This is a genomic window from Pseudoalteromonas sp. MMG010 (assembly GCF_018100905.1).
Classification (GTDB): domain Bacteria; phylum Pseudomonadota; class Gammaproteobacteria; order Enterobacterales; family Alteromonadaceae; genus Pseudoalteromonas.
This window is the reverse complement of record NZ_JAGJEG010000017.1, coordinates 24,094-42,952: the sequence shown is the minus strand read 5'-3', so window position 1 is coordinate 42,952 and position 18,859 is coordinate 24,094. Positions and strand designations below refer to the sequence as shown.

Here is an 18,859-nt window from a genome sequence, read left to right as displayed (position 1 = left end):
ATGTTATTTCCATACACTGGTACTCCCCATGTGGGGAATAAAAACACGGGAATAATAAAAAAATGTTAAAAACAAAAATAACACCACTAGCGCTTGTACTTGCAAGCCTTAGTGCACCAGCCTCTGCTAACCTTATCATTTCGGAATATATTGAAGGTAGTGGTAACAATAAAGCAGTTGAACTATATAACACCAGTAGCGCAGCATTAGATCTAACTGGCTACAGTATATCTCTTTATTCTAACGGTAAAGATACAATTGACTCACCAACCAATACACTTGATTTAAGTGACGTTACTTTAGAAGCTAATGGTACTTATGTAATTGCCAATGCAAGTGCAGTAGATGATGTAACCAGCATTGCTGATGTAACATCATCAGTCACAAACTTTAATGGCGATGATGCTTTATTACTAATCAAAGATGGCGCTGTAGTAGACAGCTTTGGTCAATTTGGTGTTGATCCAGGGTCTTTTTGGTCAGATGATGACGCGCAAACTCAAAATAAAACACTGCGCCGTAAGTCATCTGTTATCAGTGGTCGTACTGCATATACCACTGAGTTTTCTCCTGGTGAAGAATGGGAAGAGTTTGATCAAGATACTTTCTCTGGACTGGGTTCTCACAATGCTTCAGGGTCAACTGAGCCAGAACCTGAGCCAGAGCCAGAACCGGTAATCGTTTTAACTTGTGAAGCTGAAAAAACATTAATTAGCGCAATTCAAGGTGCTGATGGAGCAAATCCACTAGAGGGCACTGAAGTTGAAGTAGAAGGTATTGTTACCGCAAGCTTCCAAGGTGATGATGGGCTTGATGGCTTCTTCATTACGTCATTAGAAGCAGACGTTGACGATAACGCAGCAACATCTGAAGGTATATTTGTTTATTATACCGATACCGTTGTCAGTGTGGGTGATTATGTTCGCGTAAAAGGTGAAGCAGCTGAATATTATGATGCAACTCAGTTAAGTAATGTCAGCGCAGTAACAGTATGTGGTACAGCTATGACTGTAACACCGACAGTCGTTTCATTACCTGTAGAAGATGTGGCAGATTTAGAAGCATACGAAGGTATGTTAGTTACTTTTGATCAAACTTTAATGGTTACAAATAACTATGGCCTAGGCCGTTACGGTGAGTTTGAACTAGGTACTGAGCGCCTATACCAAGGGACTCAAGTTGCTGTTGCTGGTGATGCGGCTCTTGCCGTAGAAGCTGAAAACTTAAAAAAAGTAATTTTAGTTGATGATGGCTCTACGACACAAAACCCTGAAGTAATCGCATACCCAAGCCCAGGATTAGATGCATACAATACATTACGTTTAGGTGATAGCGTTAGCTCAATCACAGGTGTTATGGGCTACAGTTTCTCATTATACCGCTTACACCCAACTCAAACACCAAGCATTATAGCGACAAACCCTCGTGAAGATGCACCTGAATTACATGAAGATGCAGACCTACGTGTTGCTAGCTTTAATGTCTTAAACTACTTCAATGGTGACGGTAATGGCGATGGCTTCCCAACAAGCCGTGGTGCGAGCACTGAAGCTGAATTTATTCGTCAAGAAGCAAAAATTGTAAGTGCAATTACAGCACTTGAAGCTGACGTTGTTGGCTTAATGGAAATTGAAAATGATGGTTTTGGCTCTTCAAGTGCAATTGCTAGCTTAGTTGATGCATTAAATGATGAAGACCGTGATAACGAGTATGCTTATGTTGATTTTAATGTCGACCAAATTGGTACTGATGACATCACGACTGCACTTATTTACCGTGCTAATAAAGTAGAAGAAATAGGAACCGCTGCGATAACAACCGAGTCACCTTTTGATTACAGTAACCGTGCACCTATCGCGCAAAGCTTTAAATCAATTGATAGTGCAGAAGTATTTACAGTGGCTGTTGCTCACCTAAAATCAAAAAGCTGTGGTAGCGCTGATGGTGATAACGCTGATTTAGGTAATGGTCAGAGTTGTTGGAATGAAATCAGAACGCAAGGTGCTAATGCATTCGCAGATTGGTTAGATACCTACCCTACTGGCGTAGAAGATGAAGATATCATTCTTGTTGGTGATATGAATGCTTACGCAATGGAAGAACCTATTCTAGCATTCGCTGATAAAGGTTATCACAATGTCGTTGCTGAAATTGATGGCGATACTTTAGGTTATTCTTACAGTTTCTCTGGTCGCCTGGGCAGTTTAGATCACGCAGTTGCAACACAAAGCATGCTTAGTAAAGTTGTTGCTGCAAGTGATTGGCATATAAATGCAGATGAACCTGCTATTTTAGATTATAACGTTGAGTACAAAACCGATGCTCAAGTTGCAAGCTTATACTCTGAAAGTGCATATCGTGCATCAGATCATGATCCAGTGGTTATTGACATTAAATCTACAGACAGAACACCGGTTGTAGATGCCGATCAAACTTTCTCTGTTGATGAAAATTCAGCAGTAGGTACTGTTATTGGTCAATTAGTATTTAGTGACCCTGATGCTGATACAACTCCTGTCACCAAGTTTATTGTTTCTGGTACCGATAGCATTAGTGTTAACGGCCAAGGCCAACTGCTAGTTGCTGGTGAAGTTGACTATGAATTTGAAAATCGCATTACCTTTACTGTTCAAGCACAAGACAGTGCAGGTAATTTATCGCAAGAACAAACCGTTGTTGTAACAGTGAACAACTTACGTTCAAATGATGAAAACGACTCATCAGGTTCATTGCTATGGTTATCTTTATTACTTGCGCCACTTTCAGTAGTGCGTAGACTAAAAAAGAAATAAACAACCATTAAGTATTAGAAAAAAGCCGCAAACGCGGCTTTTTTATTAATAAAAATTCAGATAAGCTTCAGCAAACATCCTTTATAGTTAATAGACTATTTATACCTCTCGCGCGCCATTTAAAGTGGGTAACAGGTATTACAAAAAATACTCTGTGTTTTATATAAAGGAGATAACATGAAACAACTCACCCCTCTGTTAATAAATAAGCTAAATAAAAGTAAACCTTTACTAGGCTTAGTTATTATTTTTGCTGCACTACTAAGCACCAGTGAAGCCATTGCAGATACAGTAGAAGCAAAAATAGAACAAAGTGATTTGTTTGGCGTGATCAGTGCTCGAGCTAAAAAATTAGCGGCTGAAGAGTATAAAGCCCCCACCGAAATAAACTTAGATACCCTTAATGATATAGACTATCAAGATTACCGCTCTATTCGCTTTAAAACTGAAAAATCGGTTTGGCGTGACCAAGGTTTGTACGAATTACAATTATTCCACCCTGGTTTTTTATACAAAACCCCTATCACAATAAATACAATTGATGAGCAAGCAAAACGCACTCGCCTTCCTTTTAGTACTGACTTTTATCAGTACGATGGCACAGCGACGCCACTAAAAGACGAAATAGATAAAAGCCTTGAAGGCACTCAACTTGGTCATGCCGGATTTAGACTACACTATCCATTGAATACCAATGAGTACAAAGACGAAATCATGGTTTTCCAAGGCGCATCTTACTTTCGAGTAGTCGGCCCAAAACAAGTGTATGGCTTATCAGCACGAGGACTGGCAATTGATACTGCAGAAAACTCAGGTGAAGAGTTCCCTGTATTTAAAGAGTTTTGGTTAGTAAAACCTCAACCAGAACAAACCGAAATCACTTTATTTGCGCTACTAGATAGTCCATCTGTAACAGGTGCATACAAATTTAAAATAGATCCAACAACCAGTACTTTAGTCAATGTAGACATGGAAGTATTTGCCCGTAAAGATATTAATAAACTAGGCGTAGCCCCTCTAACGAGTATGTTTTATCACGGTGAAAACAGCACTAAGTTTTTTGACGATTACCGACCAGAAGTACACGACTCCGATGGTTTATTAACGCAATCAGAGGATAACAAATGGGTATGGCGCCCATTAAATAATCCCACACAACTGAGTGTAACCTCATTTTCGTACCACAACCCAAAAGGGTTTGGTTTAGCGCAGCGCGATCGCGATTTCAATAACTACCTTGATACCGAAGCACATTATCATGCACGTCCAAGTTTATGGATTGAACCGCAAGGCGAATGGGGCAATGGCCGAGTAGAACTGGTAGAAATACCAACAGATACCGAAACAAACGATAATATTGTGAGCTACTGGGTACCAGAAAAACAACTTAAAGCAGGTGACTCACTTAAGCTTAGTTATAAAATGAGTACGTTTAATGCATTTTTAGCACAACACCAAAAAGCGCGTGTATTAAGAACACGTATTGGCAGTGCCGCACTGCCGGGTGAAGATAATCCGCCACCAGAGAGTCACCGCCAATTTACTGTTGATTTTTCTGGTGCAGATATTAATTCATTATCAAAAATGCTTGATTTAAATGCAGATATACAACTTTCAACAGGTGAAGTTAGAGATATTACAGTACAAAAACTGCCAAACAATTTAGGCTGGCGTGTGGCATTTAAAATAGCCCCTCAAGATGATCAACCGGTAGATATGCGTTTATCATTAAAGTTACGTAATAAAGAAATTAGCGAGGTATGGAGTTATGTTTGGTACCCAAATGACATCAAGTAATAAAGGAAAAGGAACTCCGATGCCTTTTAAAACATTAAGAGTATGGTTATTCGCCATTACGGCTTTAACCATTTCAGGTTATGGCATATCAATAATGTTCGAAATTTTAAGCTCAAATGGCTTAACGTTACTTGAGTCTGCCTTGCTTGTATTGTTTTCAATCACCTTTGCGTGGATTGTTACGGCATTTTGCAGTGGCGCGATTGGTTTTGTATTACAGCTATTGCGCATTGATCCACTCACGTTAAAGCGTATAAAACCAATTAAAATAGATAACGCAGCATTAAAAAAACAAAAAACAGCTGTGGTTATGCCTATTTATAACGAAGATACTCACCGTGTTATTGCGGGTTTTGAAGTGAGCCTGCAATCATTAAAAGAAACCGGTGAGCTCGAACACTTTGACTTTTACTTACTAAGCGATACACAAGACACAACCATAGCAAAAAATGAGTTAAGCGCTTGGCATGCATTGTGTGAGCGTTTAGGTGATACAGCTAAACATGTTTTTTATCGTCGCCGTGAAGATAACAAGCATAGAAAAGTGGGTAACTTAACTGAATTTTGTGAACGCTGGGGCAGTCAGTACGACCACATGATTGTACTTGATGCAGATAGTGTCATGACCGGTAAATGCATGTTAGAACTCACCAGCAGTATGCAAGCTAACCCTCAAGCAGGTTTAATTCAAACGATCCCGATTCCTGTACGCCAAGAAACATTTTTTGGTCGTTTTTTACAATTTGCCTCTGTACTTTACAGCCCAATGTTAGCGACTGGCTCAGCTTTTTGGCAAACCGATAAAGCAAACTATTGGGGTCACAATGCCATTATTAGAGTTGATGCCTTTATTAACTGCTGTGGGCTTCCAACACTGAAAGGAAAAGCACCTTTTGGTGGTGATATATTAAGTCACGACTTTGTTGAAGCCTCGTTACTACATAGTGCAGGCTGGGATGTACTACTATTAAGCGACATTGAAGGCAGTTACGAAGAAGTCCCGAGCAATATATTAGACTACGCAATTCGTGATAGACGCTGGGTACAAGGTAATATTCAACACTTAGGTCTACTTGGCTCGACTAAATTGAAGTTAATGAGCAAGTTTCATTTTTTATTAGGCGCAACCGCCTACATTTCATCATTAATTTGGCTTTCAATGCTTGCTTTAAGCACTATAGATGCTGTCACTCGAGCCCTAAATAGCGATGTTTACTTTAACCGCGTTTATCAATTATTTCCTACTTGGCAAATAGCTAAAACCGACTTAATCGACTCGCTATTATATTTAACTATTATCATATTACTTGTTCCTAAACTAATGGGTATTATCGTTACGCTAGTACATAGAAATAAACGCTTTGGTGGCACATTAAAGTTAATAGCAGGCTCTATTATCGAAACTGTTTTCGCTATTATAGTAGCGCCACTTATGATGGTTTTTCATGCTTATTTTGTAATATGCGTATTCTTAGGTAAAAAAGTATCGTGGGATGCACAGCCCCGTGAAGGGCGTATGGTCGCATGGCGCGAAGCTTTTAGTTACACACTGTTTTCAACTGTGGTAGCCATATTGTGGGGAGCCGGCACGTATTACTTTACCCCGACATTTTTTTGGTGGTTATCGCCTATTTTATTAGGGTTATTACTAGCCGCTCCTTTAGTACGTTATTCTAGCAGTATAGAGCTTGGCTTATTTTGTAAAAAGGTAGGGTTATTTATTTGTCCAAGCGAAGTTGATAACGACAAAGTACTAACCGATTTAAAACATCACTTGGCAACAATTGAAGTACCTGTAAATAATGCACAGCTAACGATCCCTGTACTTCCTACAGACACGCCTGTGGTTATGAAAATACAATCATTTAATAAACAAAGTACATTAAGATTTAAGGCCAAGATAAAAAAAAGACTAAGTAAAAAATTTGCATAAATAAAAGGGAGTAACTTAGTTACTCCCTTTTTTTTGGCTTTTAACAATACAGCCAAAAGCGTTAAATACTCATAGTATATAAATCATGCTTCACTCTGTATATGATTAAATAAGCGGCTTTAAGATTGCATCACACCGTATAAAAATAAGAAGTTCCCCTCTAATTTACGATGATTTAACTTTTCAATATTCATTCTGAGTAGCCACACACAACGCTTTAAAGCTCTAACCATAACCATAACCTTACAAGCTCAGCTTAAACTAAATTTTAAGCAATAAAAAACCCGCAACAAGTGCGGGTTTTTTTAAAGAGTTTAAGAGCTAATTACTTAGCTGCTTTTTTCTCTTTTTCTGCAGCAATTACAGTGTCAGCTACGTTTTGTGGACATGCTGAGTAGTGAGAGAACTCCATAGAGAACTGACCACGACCTGATGTCATTGTACGTAGAGAACCGATGTAACCAAACATTTCTGATAACGGAACGTCTGCTTTAATACGAACACCTGTTAAACCAGCTTCTTGGTCACTTAACATACCACGACGACGGTTAAGGTCACCGATTACATCACCAACATGATCTTCTGGCGTGAACACGTCAACTTTCATGATTGGCTCAAGAAGTTGTGCGCCTGCTTTAGGGATCGATTGACGGAAAGCGCCTTTAGCAGCGATTTCGAATGCAATTGCAGATGAATCCACGGCGTGGAAGCCACCATCGTAAAGTTCTACTTCTACGTCAAGTACTGGGAAGCCAGCAAGAACACCTTCAGTCATCATTGACTTAAAGCCTTTCTCAACTGCAGGCCAGAATTCTTTAGGTACGTTACCACCAACAACTGATGAAGTGAACGTGAAACCTGAGTTAGGCTCACCAGGCTTGATGCGGTAATCAATTTTACCGAACTGACCAGAACCACCAGATTGTTTCTTATGCGTGTAGCTATCTTCGATTTCACGAGTGATAGTTTCACGGTAAGCAACCTGTGGTTGACCAACAACAAGGTCTACGCCGTAAGTACGCTTAAGGATATCTACTTTGATATCTAAGTGAAGCTCACCCATACCTTTAAGGATAGTTTCGCCTGAATCTTCATCAGTCTCAACTTGGAAAGATGGATCTTCTGCAACCATTTTACCGATAGCAACACCCATTTTCTCATTACCGCCTTTATCTTTAGGCTGTACAGCAATCGAGATTACTGGAGTTGGGAATACCATTGGCTCAAGTGTAACTGGGTCTTTAGGATCACATAGAGTGTGACCAGTTTGTACGTTTTTCATACCTACGATAGCGATGATGTCACCAGCTTGTGCGCTAGTTAACTCTTTACGCTCATCGGCTTGCATCTCAACCATACGGCCAACACGCTCAGTTTTACCAGTAAACGAGTTAAGGATAGTATCACCCTTGTTTAGTTTACCTGAGTAAATACGTACGAATGTTAATGCACCAAAACGGTCATCCATGATCTTAAATGCTAACGCTTTAAATGTTTCGTCAGCAGATACAATCGCATGGCTACCAGTTTCGTTACCTTCTTCATCCATAAGAGGTTGAGGATCAACTTCTGTAGGAGATGGTAAGTAATCAACAACAGCGTCAAGTACTAATTGAACACCTTTGTTTTTGAATGCTGAACCACAGAAAGTAGGGAAGAAAGCAAGGTCACGAGTACCTTTACGGATACAACGTTTGATATCTTCAACAGAAGGTACTTCACCTTCCATGTAAGCTTCCATTAGATCATCGTCTTGCTCTACAGCAGTTTCGATAAGCATTTCATGGTACTCATCAACTTTGTCTACCATGTCTGCAGGAACGTCTGTGATTTCGTAGTTTTCAGGAAGACCAGTGTCATCCCAAACGTATGCTTGTTTAGTTAAAACATCAACAACACCAACAAAATCATCTTCTATACCGATTGGTAAAGTCATGATTAATGGTACTGCACCAAGTACTTTACGTACTTGCTCAGTTACACGGTAAAAATCAGCACCCATACGGTCTAATTTGTTTACGAAGATGATACGTGCAACTTCTGATTCGTTAGCGTAGCGCCAGTTAGTTTCTGATTGTGGCTCAACACCACCAGAACCACAGAATACACCAACACCGCCATCTAATACTTTAAGTGAACGGTAAACTTCAACAGTGAAGTCAACGTGTCCAGGAGTATCGATAACGTTAAAGCGGTGATCTTTCCAGAAACAGCTTACTGCCGCAGACTGGATAGTAATACCGCGCTCAGCTTCTTGATCCATGAAATCGGTAGTAGATTCACCATCATGAACCTCACCTGTTTTGTGGATAGTACCTGTAAGCTTCAGGATACGCTCAGTAGTAGTGGTTTTACCCGCATCAACGTGCGCGAAAATACCAATGTTTCTGTACTTCGATAAATCTGCCATTATTTTACTCTTAATAAAGTCGAAAAATTATTCGGCGGGAGTATAGCATTACTTAAGACAAACATCACCATACAAGTCGCTTAAAATGCAATCAATTCAAAAAAAGTTATATCTCAAGCTTAAACCTGTACTTAATATGAGTGATTACAGTTAGTTGCTCAATATAAGCCACAATTCAGATGTACTTTACTGTGGTTAAATAAATCAATTAAAAAATGACAGCATGAGTAAGGTGGTTGATTTTAATACAGCGGCGGCTTTGTTTATGTTTTCAACAACACAAATCAAGGAATGAAGAAAAAACAAACAAAGTAAAATAAGAATTATTTGCATTTAAGTGTTGACAGACACTTAAATCTAACTGATAATCAATATCAACAAGACGGGAATGCATACCCACTTGTGACGGAATGAATCATTGTTTCTCGACCCTGAAACAACGTGTAGCGCACGTTAACAGCTATGGTAACGTGTTATTAACCGCAATGCCCCTTGATGTTGGTAACGCGTTTCCGCCCTACTATTTTACTTGCTACATTGCTCATATCGGTGACGGTAGATATGACACTAAAAAAGCCCTTTCGGGCTTTTTTTATGTCTGAAAATAAGTAAATTTAAACTATTAACGACGATTTTTTCGCGCACGAGCCCTACGCTGCTTTTTCTCATCTTCTTTAGCCGCTTTTTTAGCTTCAGCAGCAGCACGAAGACCTGCAACCATAACCTCTTCTTCCTCACGCATTTGTGGCGTTTCCATCGTAATGCGCCCAATAATACCGTCACGCAATTCATTAATTAAAATTTCAGACATCTTGTAGGTATCAATTTGATTGCCACCACGGATACATCCGCGTTTTTTACCCGCCATTTCAACAAATTCCCAATCACTTTGTGGTAATTCATCAATTTTATAACGCGCTTTTAAAAGCTCAGGATACGCCTGCAATAAATACTCAGCGGTATAGCTTGCGACCTCTTCATACTCAAGGGCTGTATCACGAATAGCCCCTGTCGCACCTAAACGATAACCCGAGTTTTCATTTTCAACCTTAGGCCATAACATGCCCGGAGTATCGTAAAGCATAATGCCGTCTTCAAGCTTAATACGCTGCTGCGCTTTTGTTACCGCCGGCTCATTACCGGTTTTGGCTACAATGCGCCCTGCTAAGGTATTAATTAAAGTCGACTTACCCACGTTTGGAATACCCATAATCATGGCTTTTATTTGCTTATCAGCCCCCACCTTATGCGGCACTAATTTTTTACATAACTCATTAATACTATGAACCTGACCCGCTTTATCATTACCAAATGCAATCGCCTTCACACCACTTTCTTGTTCAAAGTATGCTTTCCATTGCTGGGTCATTTTAGGGTCAGCTAAGTCTGCCTTATTTAAAATTTTGATGACCGGCTTACCTTCACGCAACGTCGCCACCATCGGGTTCTCGCTGCTGTAAGGAATACGCGCATCAAGCACTTCAATAATCACATCCATTTGCGGCATGATTTCTTTAATTTCATTACGGGCTTTATTCATATGCCCAGGGAACCACTGTATTCCTGCTCTACTCATTTGATTTTTATGACCTTTAATTTCAGGCCGTAGGCCATGGGTACTGATGGGGGTACTCAAAGCAAAGCATGCTTGTCGTACATTTCGTTTATAAAGGGAGTTTACTACAAAATGAATTAAATTTATCGTAAATGCCTATGATTTAGAGCGTTAAGTCTTATCTTCACTTTATCGGCTATAAATACTCCCTTAGCAACAATTACAAGCTCACTACTATCATGGCTATTGCGGTGCCTAAACCTATAAACCACACTAATGAACGTAAAATGTCGAGATTCATGTAATAAAAAGTGCAGTATAAAATACGCGATACGATGTGAGTAACGGCGAGAGTTTCGGTGAGAGCTCCTACAGAATGAGTACCAAAAACGACTCCTAGGGCAATGGCAAATACAGCGAGTGATTCAAAACAATTTTGATGTGCCGCCAGTGCACGTGCGCCCATGCCGGTTAGTTTTGCTTGTTGTGCTCTGGGGTGTTTATTGTCGTAGCCGCCTAGCTTGCTCATGGCAATGGCAACGGGCACTTTGGCGAAATAAGGCATAAGTACGGCCATCAGCGCACATATTACTAATGTTGTCATGGTGTTCTCTATTAATGTGTGAAGTGCTTATCATAAACATAAATAAAAAAGCCGCCAAATTAATTTATGACTATTATTGGCGGCTCACAATAACATCGTCTTTATAATAGCAACCCAGCACCGTTTTAAAATGTGACAAATTGTCGCAGCTTATAACGGTAACCCTCGGTATTAAACACTGGCTATACTGCGCGTTGCTTGCTAGATTTGGTGCATAAATTTATTTTTTAAGATATTGTTATGGCATGGATTTTATTCACATTTTTGGCTGCTTTTATGCAAGCCTGGCGCAATGCTTTACAAAGCAAGCTAAGTGGTGATGTTAGTGTTGCGGGGGTCACTCTTTCACGCTTTATTGTTGCCAGCCCATTAGCGGCTCTTTATCTATATGGACTTTACCAATATCAGCCCACCACTACACCTAGTTTTAACACTGCCTTTTGGGGATATATTGTCGGCGCGAGTGTGATGCAAATTTTGGCAACTGGATTAATGGTTAAGCTCTTTAAAATGAACAATTATGCTATTGGTGCAGGGCTGGCTAAAAGCGAAGCTTTAGTCGCCGCTATTTTAGGCGTGCTGTTTTTTGGTTCGGCGCTGACCTTTTTAGGCTGGCTGGGGGTATTTTTAGGTGGTATCGCGGTGTTATTACTTAGCGGGATCACAAGCGTTAAGCAATTTGATGGTAAAACAGCACTTTTGGGCTTGGCGTGTGGTAGTTGCTTTGCTTTAACGTCATTGTGGGTACGTGAGGCAAGTTTAAATTCGGGCTTAATCTTTCCACATTCTGCGGCGTGGGTACTGTTATTTGTTATTGCTTTTCAGTCTGTTATTTTGCTTACTTATTTACTATTTAAAGAACCACACACAATAAAAAAACTATGGCAATTTAAAGGTATAACGTCTGCGATTAGTTTTTTTAGTTGTGTTGGCTCTATTGGTTGGTTTAGTGCAATGAGCTTACAGCATGTCGCTTATGTTAAAACTCTGGGTCAGATAGAAGTTTTTTTTACTATGTTAATTGCTGTGTTATGGCTTAAACAGCCACTCAAAAAGCAAGACTCACTCGGTTTAGTGCTTATTGCCATTGCCGCTATTTTAGTGATGCTACCTTAACGATTAGTAAAGGTAGGGACTTGGCTTTTATCTACGTCATCTTTTTTAAGTGTTTCGGCTACCTTTGCCGTTCTCTTATCTTTATTAAGATGTGATTGTTGATCGGCTTGCTCATAAACCAGCTCAGTGAGTAACGCAAAATGGTCAGAACCATATTTAGCCAAGCGTTTTATACTTGCAACGCTAAACCCTGAACTATGGAACAAGTGATCAAGCGGCCAACGCATAAAAAAGTAATTGGCATGAAATGTATTATAAAAACCGCGGCCTTTTCGGGGGTCTAAAAAGCCACTTAGCTGCATAAATAGCCGTGTACTACGCGACCAAGCAACATCGTTTAAATCTCCCACTACAACCACCGGTCTAATCGGATTTTTTACTGCTTTTGCAACCATTATTAGCTCACTATCGCGCGGCCTTGAAGTGTCTTTTTCGGTTGGACTAGGTGGCTCGGGGTGTATAAAGTGCCCTTGCATTTCAATTCCATTAGGGCTTTCAAATAACATGTGTATTGAAGGTACGTCCTTCGTTACTAACTCACATATTTTATATTCATTAATTTTAAGTTTACTGTAAATATGCATGCCGTAACGGTTATCCTTCGGGCAGCTAATACGGTATGGGTAATCATTATGCAGTACGCTCATTTGTGTTTGCCACCATGCGTCGCTTTCTAACGTAACCAATAAGTCGGGCTGATGCTTTTTTACCAAATTGATTAGTGCGTCGCTGTTGTGGTTAGACATTAAAACATTGGCACTCATAATACGTAAGCCACTTTTTGCTTTGGTGTTACTGGCTTTTACTTCGTGCGGGGCAAAAAGGGTGTAAGGGTAAATCCATACACTTTGCAGTGCCACTGTAATTAAATTTATAACCAGCGCTGCATATACCCAAGGTGATAATGCTATAAAAAAAGTATAAATAAGTAATGCAGCAAGGCAAAATAGCGCTCCATAAACCACTTGTAAGCGAATAAAGTCGCAACTTCTTACCAAATAGTGCTGGCTATATGACAACGGCAGTAAACTAACAATAAGTAAAACACTACTTACTAATAATATGGCGATAAGCACATGTATTCCTTTTTTATTATTCGAAAAAAAAAATCGTTACTAGGTACATACTTTAACTTGCCACAGTATTTATTAACCTAGATTTAATGAGTTTATGTTATTTACAACAATGTACCTATTTATAGAGTGGCTAAATTTTCGCTTTTTAATAAGTGATTCATAATATTGCGGTATACTAGGAAAAATTTTTTTTAATAAGTACTTATGGCCCTCAAATCAACCATTATTAAAGCGCAATTATCGTTAAGCGATATGGATCGCCATGTCTATCAAGATTTAAACCTTACCTTAGCGCAGCACCCTTCTGAAACAGAACAACGTTTAATGGTAAGGCTGTTAGCATACGCGTTAAATTACTGCGAAGGGCTAGAGTTTACTAAAGGCTTAAGTGCCGATGATGAACCCGAGGTGTGGCATGTTAATTACAGCGAAGAAATTGAGCTTTGGGTTGAACTGGGCCTACCTGATGAAAAGCGCCTTAAAAAAGCCTGTAATAAGGCTAAAAAAGTCATCTTGTATACCTACGGCGAAAATAACCAAGCAATTTGGTGGCAAAAACATCAACCCAAATTATACGACTTTAAAAACTTATCTATTTTTAGTTTAGACTTTGCAGCCACGCAGGCATTGGCAAACTTGGCCGATAGAAATATCAAACTCACCATTACCATTCAAGATGGGGATGTATGGGTAAATACCGAAGCAGCAAATATTGAGGTTAAGCCTCAACAACTCATGTAATTACTCGTTAGGGGGTCAGGTGGCTATTAAAAACATTATTGTTTTACATGGGTTATATATGTCGGGGTTTGTAATGCGCCCATTATGTTCGCGTTTAGAGCAAAGCGGCGTGCGTGTTTCAAACCTAAGTTATAATACCCTTGACCCCAAACGCGATACCATTTTCACTCAAATAGATGAGCTTATTGCTGAAGAACCAACAGCACTGGTGTGTCACTCTATGGGTGGATTAATTGCCCGTGCTTATTTAGAAGCAAATTCGTCCACCAGCGCCCATGTTAAAAAAGTCATTACTTTGGGCACCCCTCATCAAGGCAGCCATATTGCTGCCCAAATGCAACAAAAAGGGTTTGAAGCATTTTTAAAAAATAGTGTCGAATTTTTATTATCTAAAAATTTAGATTGGCCTTTTAATGCCAAACTTTACAGTGTTGCAGGTGATTTACCTATTGGACTAATGCCGTTATTAGTTAAAGGTAGTCAATCAGATGGCACGGTATTACTTGATGAAACTAAGCTAAAAGGCATGGCAGAACACAAAGTATTTCACTTAAGCCACACCAGTATGATTTACTCCCGCCAAGTCGTCGACTACATTATTAAATGCCTTAACGATAACAATTAATCTTCAGCCGCGGCTGCTATTTTATAAGCAATTAAAAAGATAGCCCCTAATATAAATGGGATAGGCGCAGCAATATAACCAAAAGTATCTGAATTCGCAAAACTTGCCCCAGCTAAATGAGCAACCAACCCAAGTACAAAAGCTAACAACGCAATTCCTACTACGATGATTTCGGCTTTACTTTGCTTTACTGTTTTTGCTTGCATTTTCATTCTCCTAAAAGTGAATACATAGCCAGTATGCGCTTATAAACAGCGAGCAATTTGATACAAATCAATAAATAAAATAGCTATTTCGCTCACACAATAAAAACCTGATTTAGATCATAATTCATACAAAATATATTTTACGTTATGGGTAGAAAATATAGACATCACCCCCATCTCTTTAAAATAGACAAGTAAAAACACTAGCGATAGATTTAAACTATCAACCTAATAAAATTAAACAATTTTATTAATTTAGTTATTTAATACATACTTATTAGCAGTTCACTATTACACAGTTATGGAGAAAACGATGTCACAAGTAAATGCAATTGGTTTAAACAGCGAAAAAAGCGAAGGGATCATTAACTCACTCAATACTTTATTAAGTAGCTACCAAATTCAATATATGAATGCTCGTGGTTTTCATTGGAATATTAAAGGCCGTAACTTTTTTGAGCTACACGTTAAATTTGAAGAAATTTATAACTCATTATTGTTAAAGGTAGATGAAGTCGCTGAGCGAATTTTAACCCTTGATGGCGCACCGCTACATGGCTTTTCAGATTACTTAAAAGTAAGTAATATCGCCGAAGCAAAAAACATTAGTGATGGCACGGCTGCTGTAGAAAACCTACTTGCAGGTTACAGCACCTTAATAAAAATGCAGCGTGAGATTTTAAGCCAAGCAAGTGAAGCTGACGATGAAGGTACGGCTTCATTAATGGGCGACTACATTTCTGAGCAAGAAAAACTAATTTGGATGTTAAAAGCTTACTTAGATTAATCTGTAAGCGGTTAATATAATTGCCCTCAACGAGGGCTAATTAATGGGAGAATCACTTAAATAATTAAGTGACTTCTTTATATTAATTAATTTTATTACTAAATAAATGTCTGAGTTATAACTGGCATATTTTTAGGTTTAAAAGGCATTTATACTAAAAAAAGCCCCATTTAGGGGCTTTTGTATTAATAACGAATTTACATTGTGAATTTAGAACTTACTTCTAAAACCAACATAGAAAGTGCGCCCGATTGCATCGTATGTACCAGCATCAGTTTCAACACCCGTACTAGAACCAGTTACACCCGACAGTATACGTGGAGGCTCTTTATCAAAGATATTATTTGCACCAGCGTATAGTTCTACTGAGTCATTAATATGATAACTTGCTTGTGCATCATGGTAAGTTACAGAACCAATACCAACGCCACCTGGAGCAATGCCAAAGCCACTTAAGAATTGATCATCAAAGTCTGCTTCACCGATGTAAGTTAAGCTCCAGTTAAAATCAAAATCATCTAGTTTATAGCCAAAGTTCCAGTTCGCTTTATGTTCTGAAGCACCAATTTCGCCAGCAAACTCATCTTTATCAGCACCCGGTAATGGAATTGAATAACCGTCCATTAAATAGGTATAGGCTAAGCGTGTTCTAAATGCACCTGGACCAATATCGGCTGCATAAGTTAATGTTAAATCAATACCTTCTGTACCTAAACCACCACTGTTTGATACACCACTATCGATAAACTCTAACGAGCCAGCACTATTATTACCTGAAGCACTATCACGGCGCGTAATAAAACTACAGAAACTATCGTCGCCACCGCCATAACACTGATCTAAAATGAACTGACGTGGAGTTGCTACAATGGCATCTGTCACTTCAATATCAAAATAATCTAATGTAATATCAAGACCTGAAATAAGTGATTCAGGTGTAAATACAACACCGACAGTCACAGAGTCACCAACTTCTTCTTTTAAGTCTGGGTTACCACGGTTAAAGCCACTAATACCTTGAATATCAGATTGATTTAATGTGAATTCACCATTACTTGCAATGTTATTACTGACGCCAGAGTCTAAACGACATGCATCACCAGTAGCTCCACCACCACTATTTTCAACACCTAAACATGGATCGGTTAAACCACTTGGGAACGTTTGTGAAGGTGGTGAAAACAACTCATCAATATTAGGAGCACGAGTAGAGCGAGCTCGCGTGGCACGTATACGTAAGCTATCCATTACTTCCCAATCAACACCTACATTCCAACTTTCAGTACTGCCCACAGTTGAATAGTCTGATAAACGTAATGCCGCATTCATGGTTACAGTTTCAAGAATAGGAATATTAGCTTCAACATAAAACTCTGTTACATCAAACGAACCTTCTGTTGCTGGAATTGCGTTACCAGCATTTAAGCCCGCTTGTTGTAATGCATCAAACTCACTACGAGAATACTCTTCGCGGTACTCAAAGCCTGTAGCAATACCTACCATACCTGCTGGTAATTCAAATAAATCGCCAGAAATATTACCACCAATAATTTCTTGCTCTACTGAAGTTGACAGCATACTTGGTGCAGTTACAAAGTCGATAGCATCTTGCGAAAGTGAATTAAACCCGTATATATCTACTGGAGCACAATTAAAGCCTCGTGCTGTTGCATCAATACAAATTGCTTCGTCGGTAATACCATCGCCATCTAAATCTTGTGAATCGATCACTGACTCTAAGCCTTGGCGGAAACTTTGTACATTAACTAAACCGCCTGATACTTGTGACTCTTTTGTTTTACCATACACATAGTAAGTGTCGTAAAACCAACCATTACCTACTTCACCTTGTAAACCTAGCGCAAAACGGAAAGTATCACGCTCTGCTCGTGCACCACGATTACCTATATCACTCAGGCGTTTTGCAAAAAAGATATCACGCAAACCATCACCATCGGTATCGGTGGCTGCGTTGTAGATATCATCTGGTACATATGCACTTCTTAAAATTTCACCGTTAACATCAAACTCAATAGGTACTTGACCATTTGCATAGATATCATCAGAAGCAAAAGGGAAAGGCTCTAACTCAGACACTGTCGTCGTTGCTGCATAAGTTCCCTCGTAAAAGAAACTATGTTTGTCATTTAATTCATAACGACCGTTTGAAGCAAATAAGTAACGCTCAGTTGGAATAGCAATTGTACGTACGCCATTACGGTTAAAGCCATTTGCTTCTACACCATCACCACCATTCGTGCTAAAACTATCTTGTAGGTTATTGTTACCATCGTAGGTAAATGTGGTATCTCCTGCACTAAAGCGACCTTGTGGCGGGAATGAAGATAAGAATGGACTTACTGCATCAAAAATAGAGTCTGGATTTGCAGCAGGATCTTCTTCAAAGTAAATACCTGATAATATATCAACCTCTGAACGCTCACGATCACGTGAATAAACAGCGCCTTGATCTGAATAACCAAGGTGGAACATAGCGTGGCCTTTACCATCAGAGCTAGATAAACCTGATGTGAAAGAGAACTGACGAGACTCATCATCACCTTCGCTTGACTCACCATACTGGCCTTCAAACTCAACGCCTTCAAAATCATCTTTAAGCACAAAGTTTACAACACCTGCAACCGCATCAGAGCCATATACTGATGATGCTCCCCCTGTCATTATCTCTACACGCTCAATAAATTGGCTAGGGATTGTATTTAAATCTACTGCAGAGCTACCAGGTATCCCTGACACATAACGACGACCATTAACCAATACCAAAGTACGATTTGAACCCAAGTTACGTAAATCTACGGTTGCAGCACCCGCACTAGCCGTATTGAAGTTTGAGTTAGTACGACTAATAGCTGGCGAACCAAATGCTGGATTCTCAAGTAATAAATCTTGGATATTTAATGAACCAGAAGCATCAATTGCTGCACTACTTACTACCTGAATCGGTGCAGATGACATCGCTTCAGCAGAGCGAATACGTGAACCAGTAACCTGTACTCGTTCTATTTTCTCAATTTCGTCCTCTTCGGCCGCAACACTGTGAAACGATGTACCAGCCAGTAATGCGCTACCAAGAGCAAGAGTCAATGTTGACTTTCTAAACAGTTTTGCCTGTTTTATATTTGTTGTTTTCATGAAATTCCCCTGAATTGTTATTTTTTGTAACTAAACAGTTACAACAAAACGACATTAATAGGGT

Annotated in this window: 13 protein-coding genes; 7 read left to right on the top strand and 6 right to left on the bottom strand. The window is 39.3% G+C overall.

The window, feature by feature from the left end; all coding sequences use genetic code 11:
• The first annotated feature begins 62 nt into the window (after positions 1–62).
• The 3 genes from J8L70_RS14630 to mdoH all read left to right on the top strand — a co-directional run bounded on the left by J8L70_RS14630 (position 63) and on the right by mdoH (position 6,522).
• Complete coding sequence (locus tag J8L70_RS14630; RefSeq protein WP_211056330.1) at positions 63–2,792, top strand: ExeM/NucH family extracellular endonuclease; 2,730 nt, start codon at positions 63–65, stop codon at positions 2,790–2,792.
• A gap of 177 nt (positions 2,793–2,969) precedes the next feature.
• Positions 2,970–4,589: a glucan biosynthesis protein G gene (locus J8L70_RS14625; protein WP_211056329.1), complete on the top strand. Its 1,620-nt coding sequence runs from the start codon at positions 2,970–2,972 to the stop codon at positions 4,587–4,589.
• Entirely contained in the window at positions 4,561–6,522 is a 1,962-nt protein-coding gene (mdoH, locus tag J8L70_RS14620) for a glucans biosynthesis glucosyltransferase MdoH (RefSeq protein ID WP_211056328.1), read from the top strand. The genes J8L70_RS14625 and mdoH overlap by 29 nt, the downstream gene beginning before the upstream one ends.
• Positions 6,523–6,847: 325 nt before the next feature.
• Here the strand turns inward: mdoH and fusA are convergent, their stop codons facing one another.
• The 3 genes from fusA to J8L70_RS14605 all read right to left on the bottom strand — a co-directional run bounded on the left by fusA (position 6,848) and on the right by J8L70_RS14605 (position 11,091).
• Positions 6,848–8,932, bottom strand: coding sequence for an elongation factor G (gene fusA / locus J8L70_RS14615; RefSeq protein WP_211056327.1), 2,085 nt, complete (start codon positions 8,930–8,932; stop codon positions 6,848–6,850).
• Positions 8,933–9,554: 622 nt separating this feature from the next.
• On the bottom strand, positions 9,555–10,508 hold the full coding sequence (ylqF, locus tag J8L70_RS14610; RefSeq protein WP_211056326.1) for a ribosome biogenesis GTPase YlqF: 954 nt from the start codon (positions 10,506–10,508) through the stop codon (positions 9,555–9,557).
• Positions 10,509–10,707: 199 nt separating this feature from the next.
• On the bottom strand, positions 10,708–11,091 hold the full coding sequence (locus tag J8L70_RS14605; protein WP_211056325.1) for an MAPEG family protein: 384 nt from the start codon (positions 11,089–11,091) through the stop codon (positions 10,708–10,710).
• Positions 11,092–11,331: 240 nt separating this feature from the next.
• Here J8L70_RS14605 and J8L70_RS14600 point away from each other — a divergent pair, with 240 nt between their 5' ends.
• Positions 11,332–12,207 (top strand): DMT family transporter, encoded by an 876-nt coding sequence (locus J8L70_RS14600; RefSeq protein ID WP_211056324.1) that lies wholly within the window; start codon positions 11,332–11,334, stop codon positions 12,205–12,207.
• Here the strand turns inward: J8L70_RS14600 and J8L70_RS14595 are convergent.
• Positions 12,204–13,283 carry an endonuclease/exonuclease/phosphatase family protein gene (locus J8L70_RS14595; RefSeq protein ID WP_211056323.1) on the bottom strand — a complete coding sequence of 360 codons (1,080 nt, stop codon included), beginning with the start codon at positions 13,281–13,283 and terminating at the stop codon, positions 12,204–12,206. The two genes, J8L70_RS14600 and J8L70_RS14595, sit on opposite strands and share 4 nt — an antisense overlap.
• A 204-nt stretch (positions 13,284–13,487) precedes the next feature.
• On the opposite strand from J8L70_RS14595, the gene J8L70_RS14590 reads away from it, so the two are divergent.
• Together J8L70_RS14590 and J8L70_RS14585 are read left to right on the top strand one after the other, a co-directional pair.
• A complete protein-coding gene (locus tag J8L70_RS14590; protein ID WP_211056322.1) occupies positions 13,488–14,024 on the top strand; it encodes a YaeQ family protein in 537 nt (178 codons plus the stop codon).
• 19 nt (positions 14,025–14,043) lie between these two features.
• Entirely contained in the window at positions 14,044–14,649 is a 606-nt protein-coding gene (locus J8L70_RS14585) for an alpha/beta fold hydrolase (RefSeq protein WP_211056321.1), read from the top strand.
• Here the strand turns inward: J8L70_RS14585 and J8L70_RS14580 are convergent.
• Complete coding sequence (locus tag J8L70_RS14580) at positions 14,646–14,855, bottom strand: hypothetical protein (RefSeq protein WP_211056320.1); 210 nt, start codon at positions 14,853–14,855, stop codon at positions 14,646–14,648. The genes J8L70_RS14585 and J8L70_RS14580 overlap by 4 nt on opposite strands.
• A gap of 313 nt (positions 14,856–15,168) precedes the next feature.
• On the opposite strand from J8L70_RS14580, the gene J8L70_RS14575 reads away from it, so the two are divergent.
• Entirely contained in the window at positions 15,169–15,642 is a 474-nt protein-coding gene (locus J8L70_RS14575; RefSeq protein WP_211056319.1) for a Dps family protein, read from the top strand.
• Between the two features lie 210 nt (positions 15,643–15,852).
• On the opposite strand, the gene J8L70_RS14570 is transcribed toward J8L70_RS14575, so the two are convergent.
• Entirely contained in the window at positions 15,853–18,795 is a 2,943-nt protein-coding gene (locus J8L70_RS14570) for a TonB-dependent receptor (protein ID WP_211056318.1), read from the bottom strand.
• Positions 18,796–18,859 lie beyond the last annotated feature (64 nt).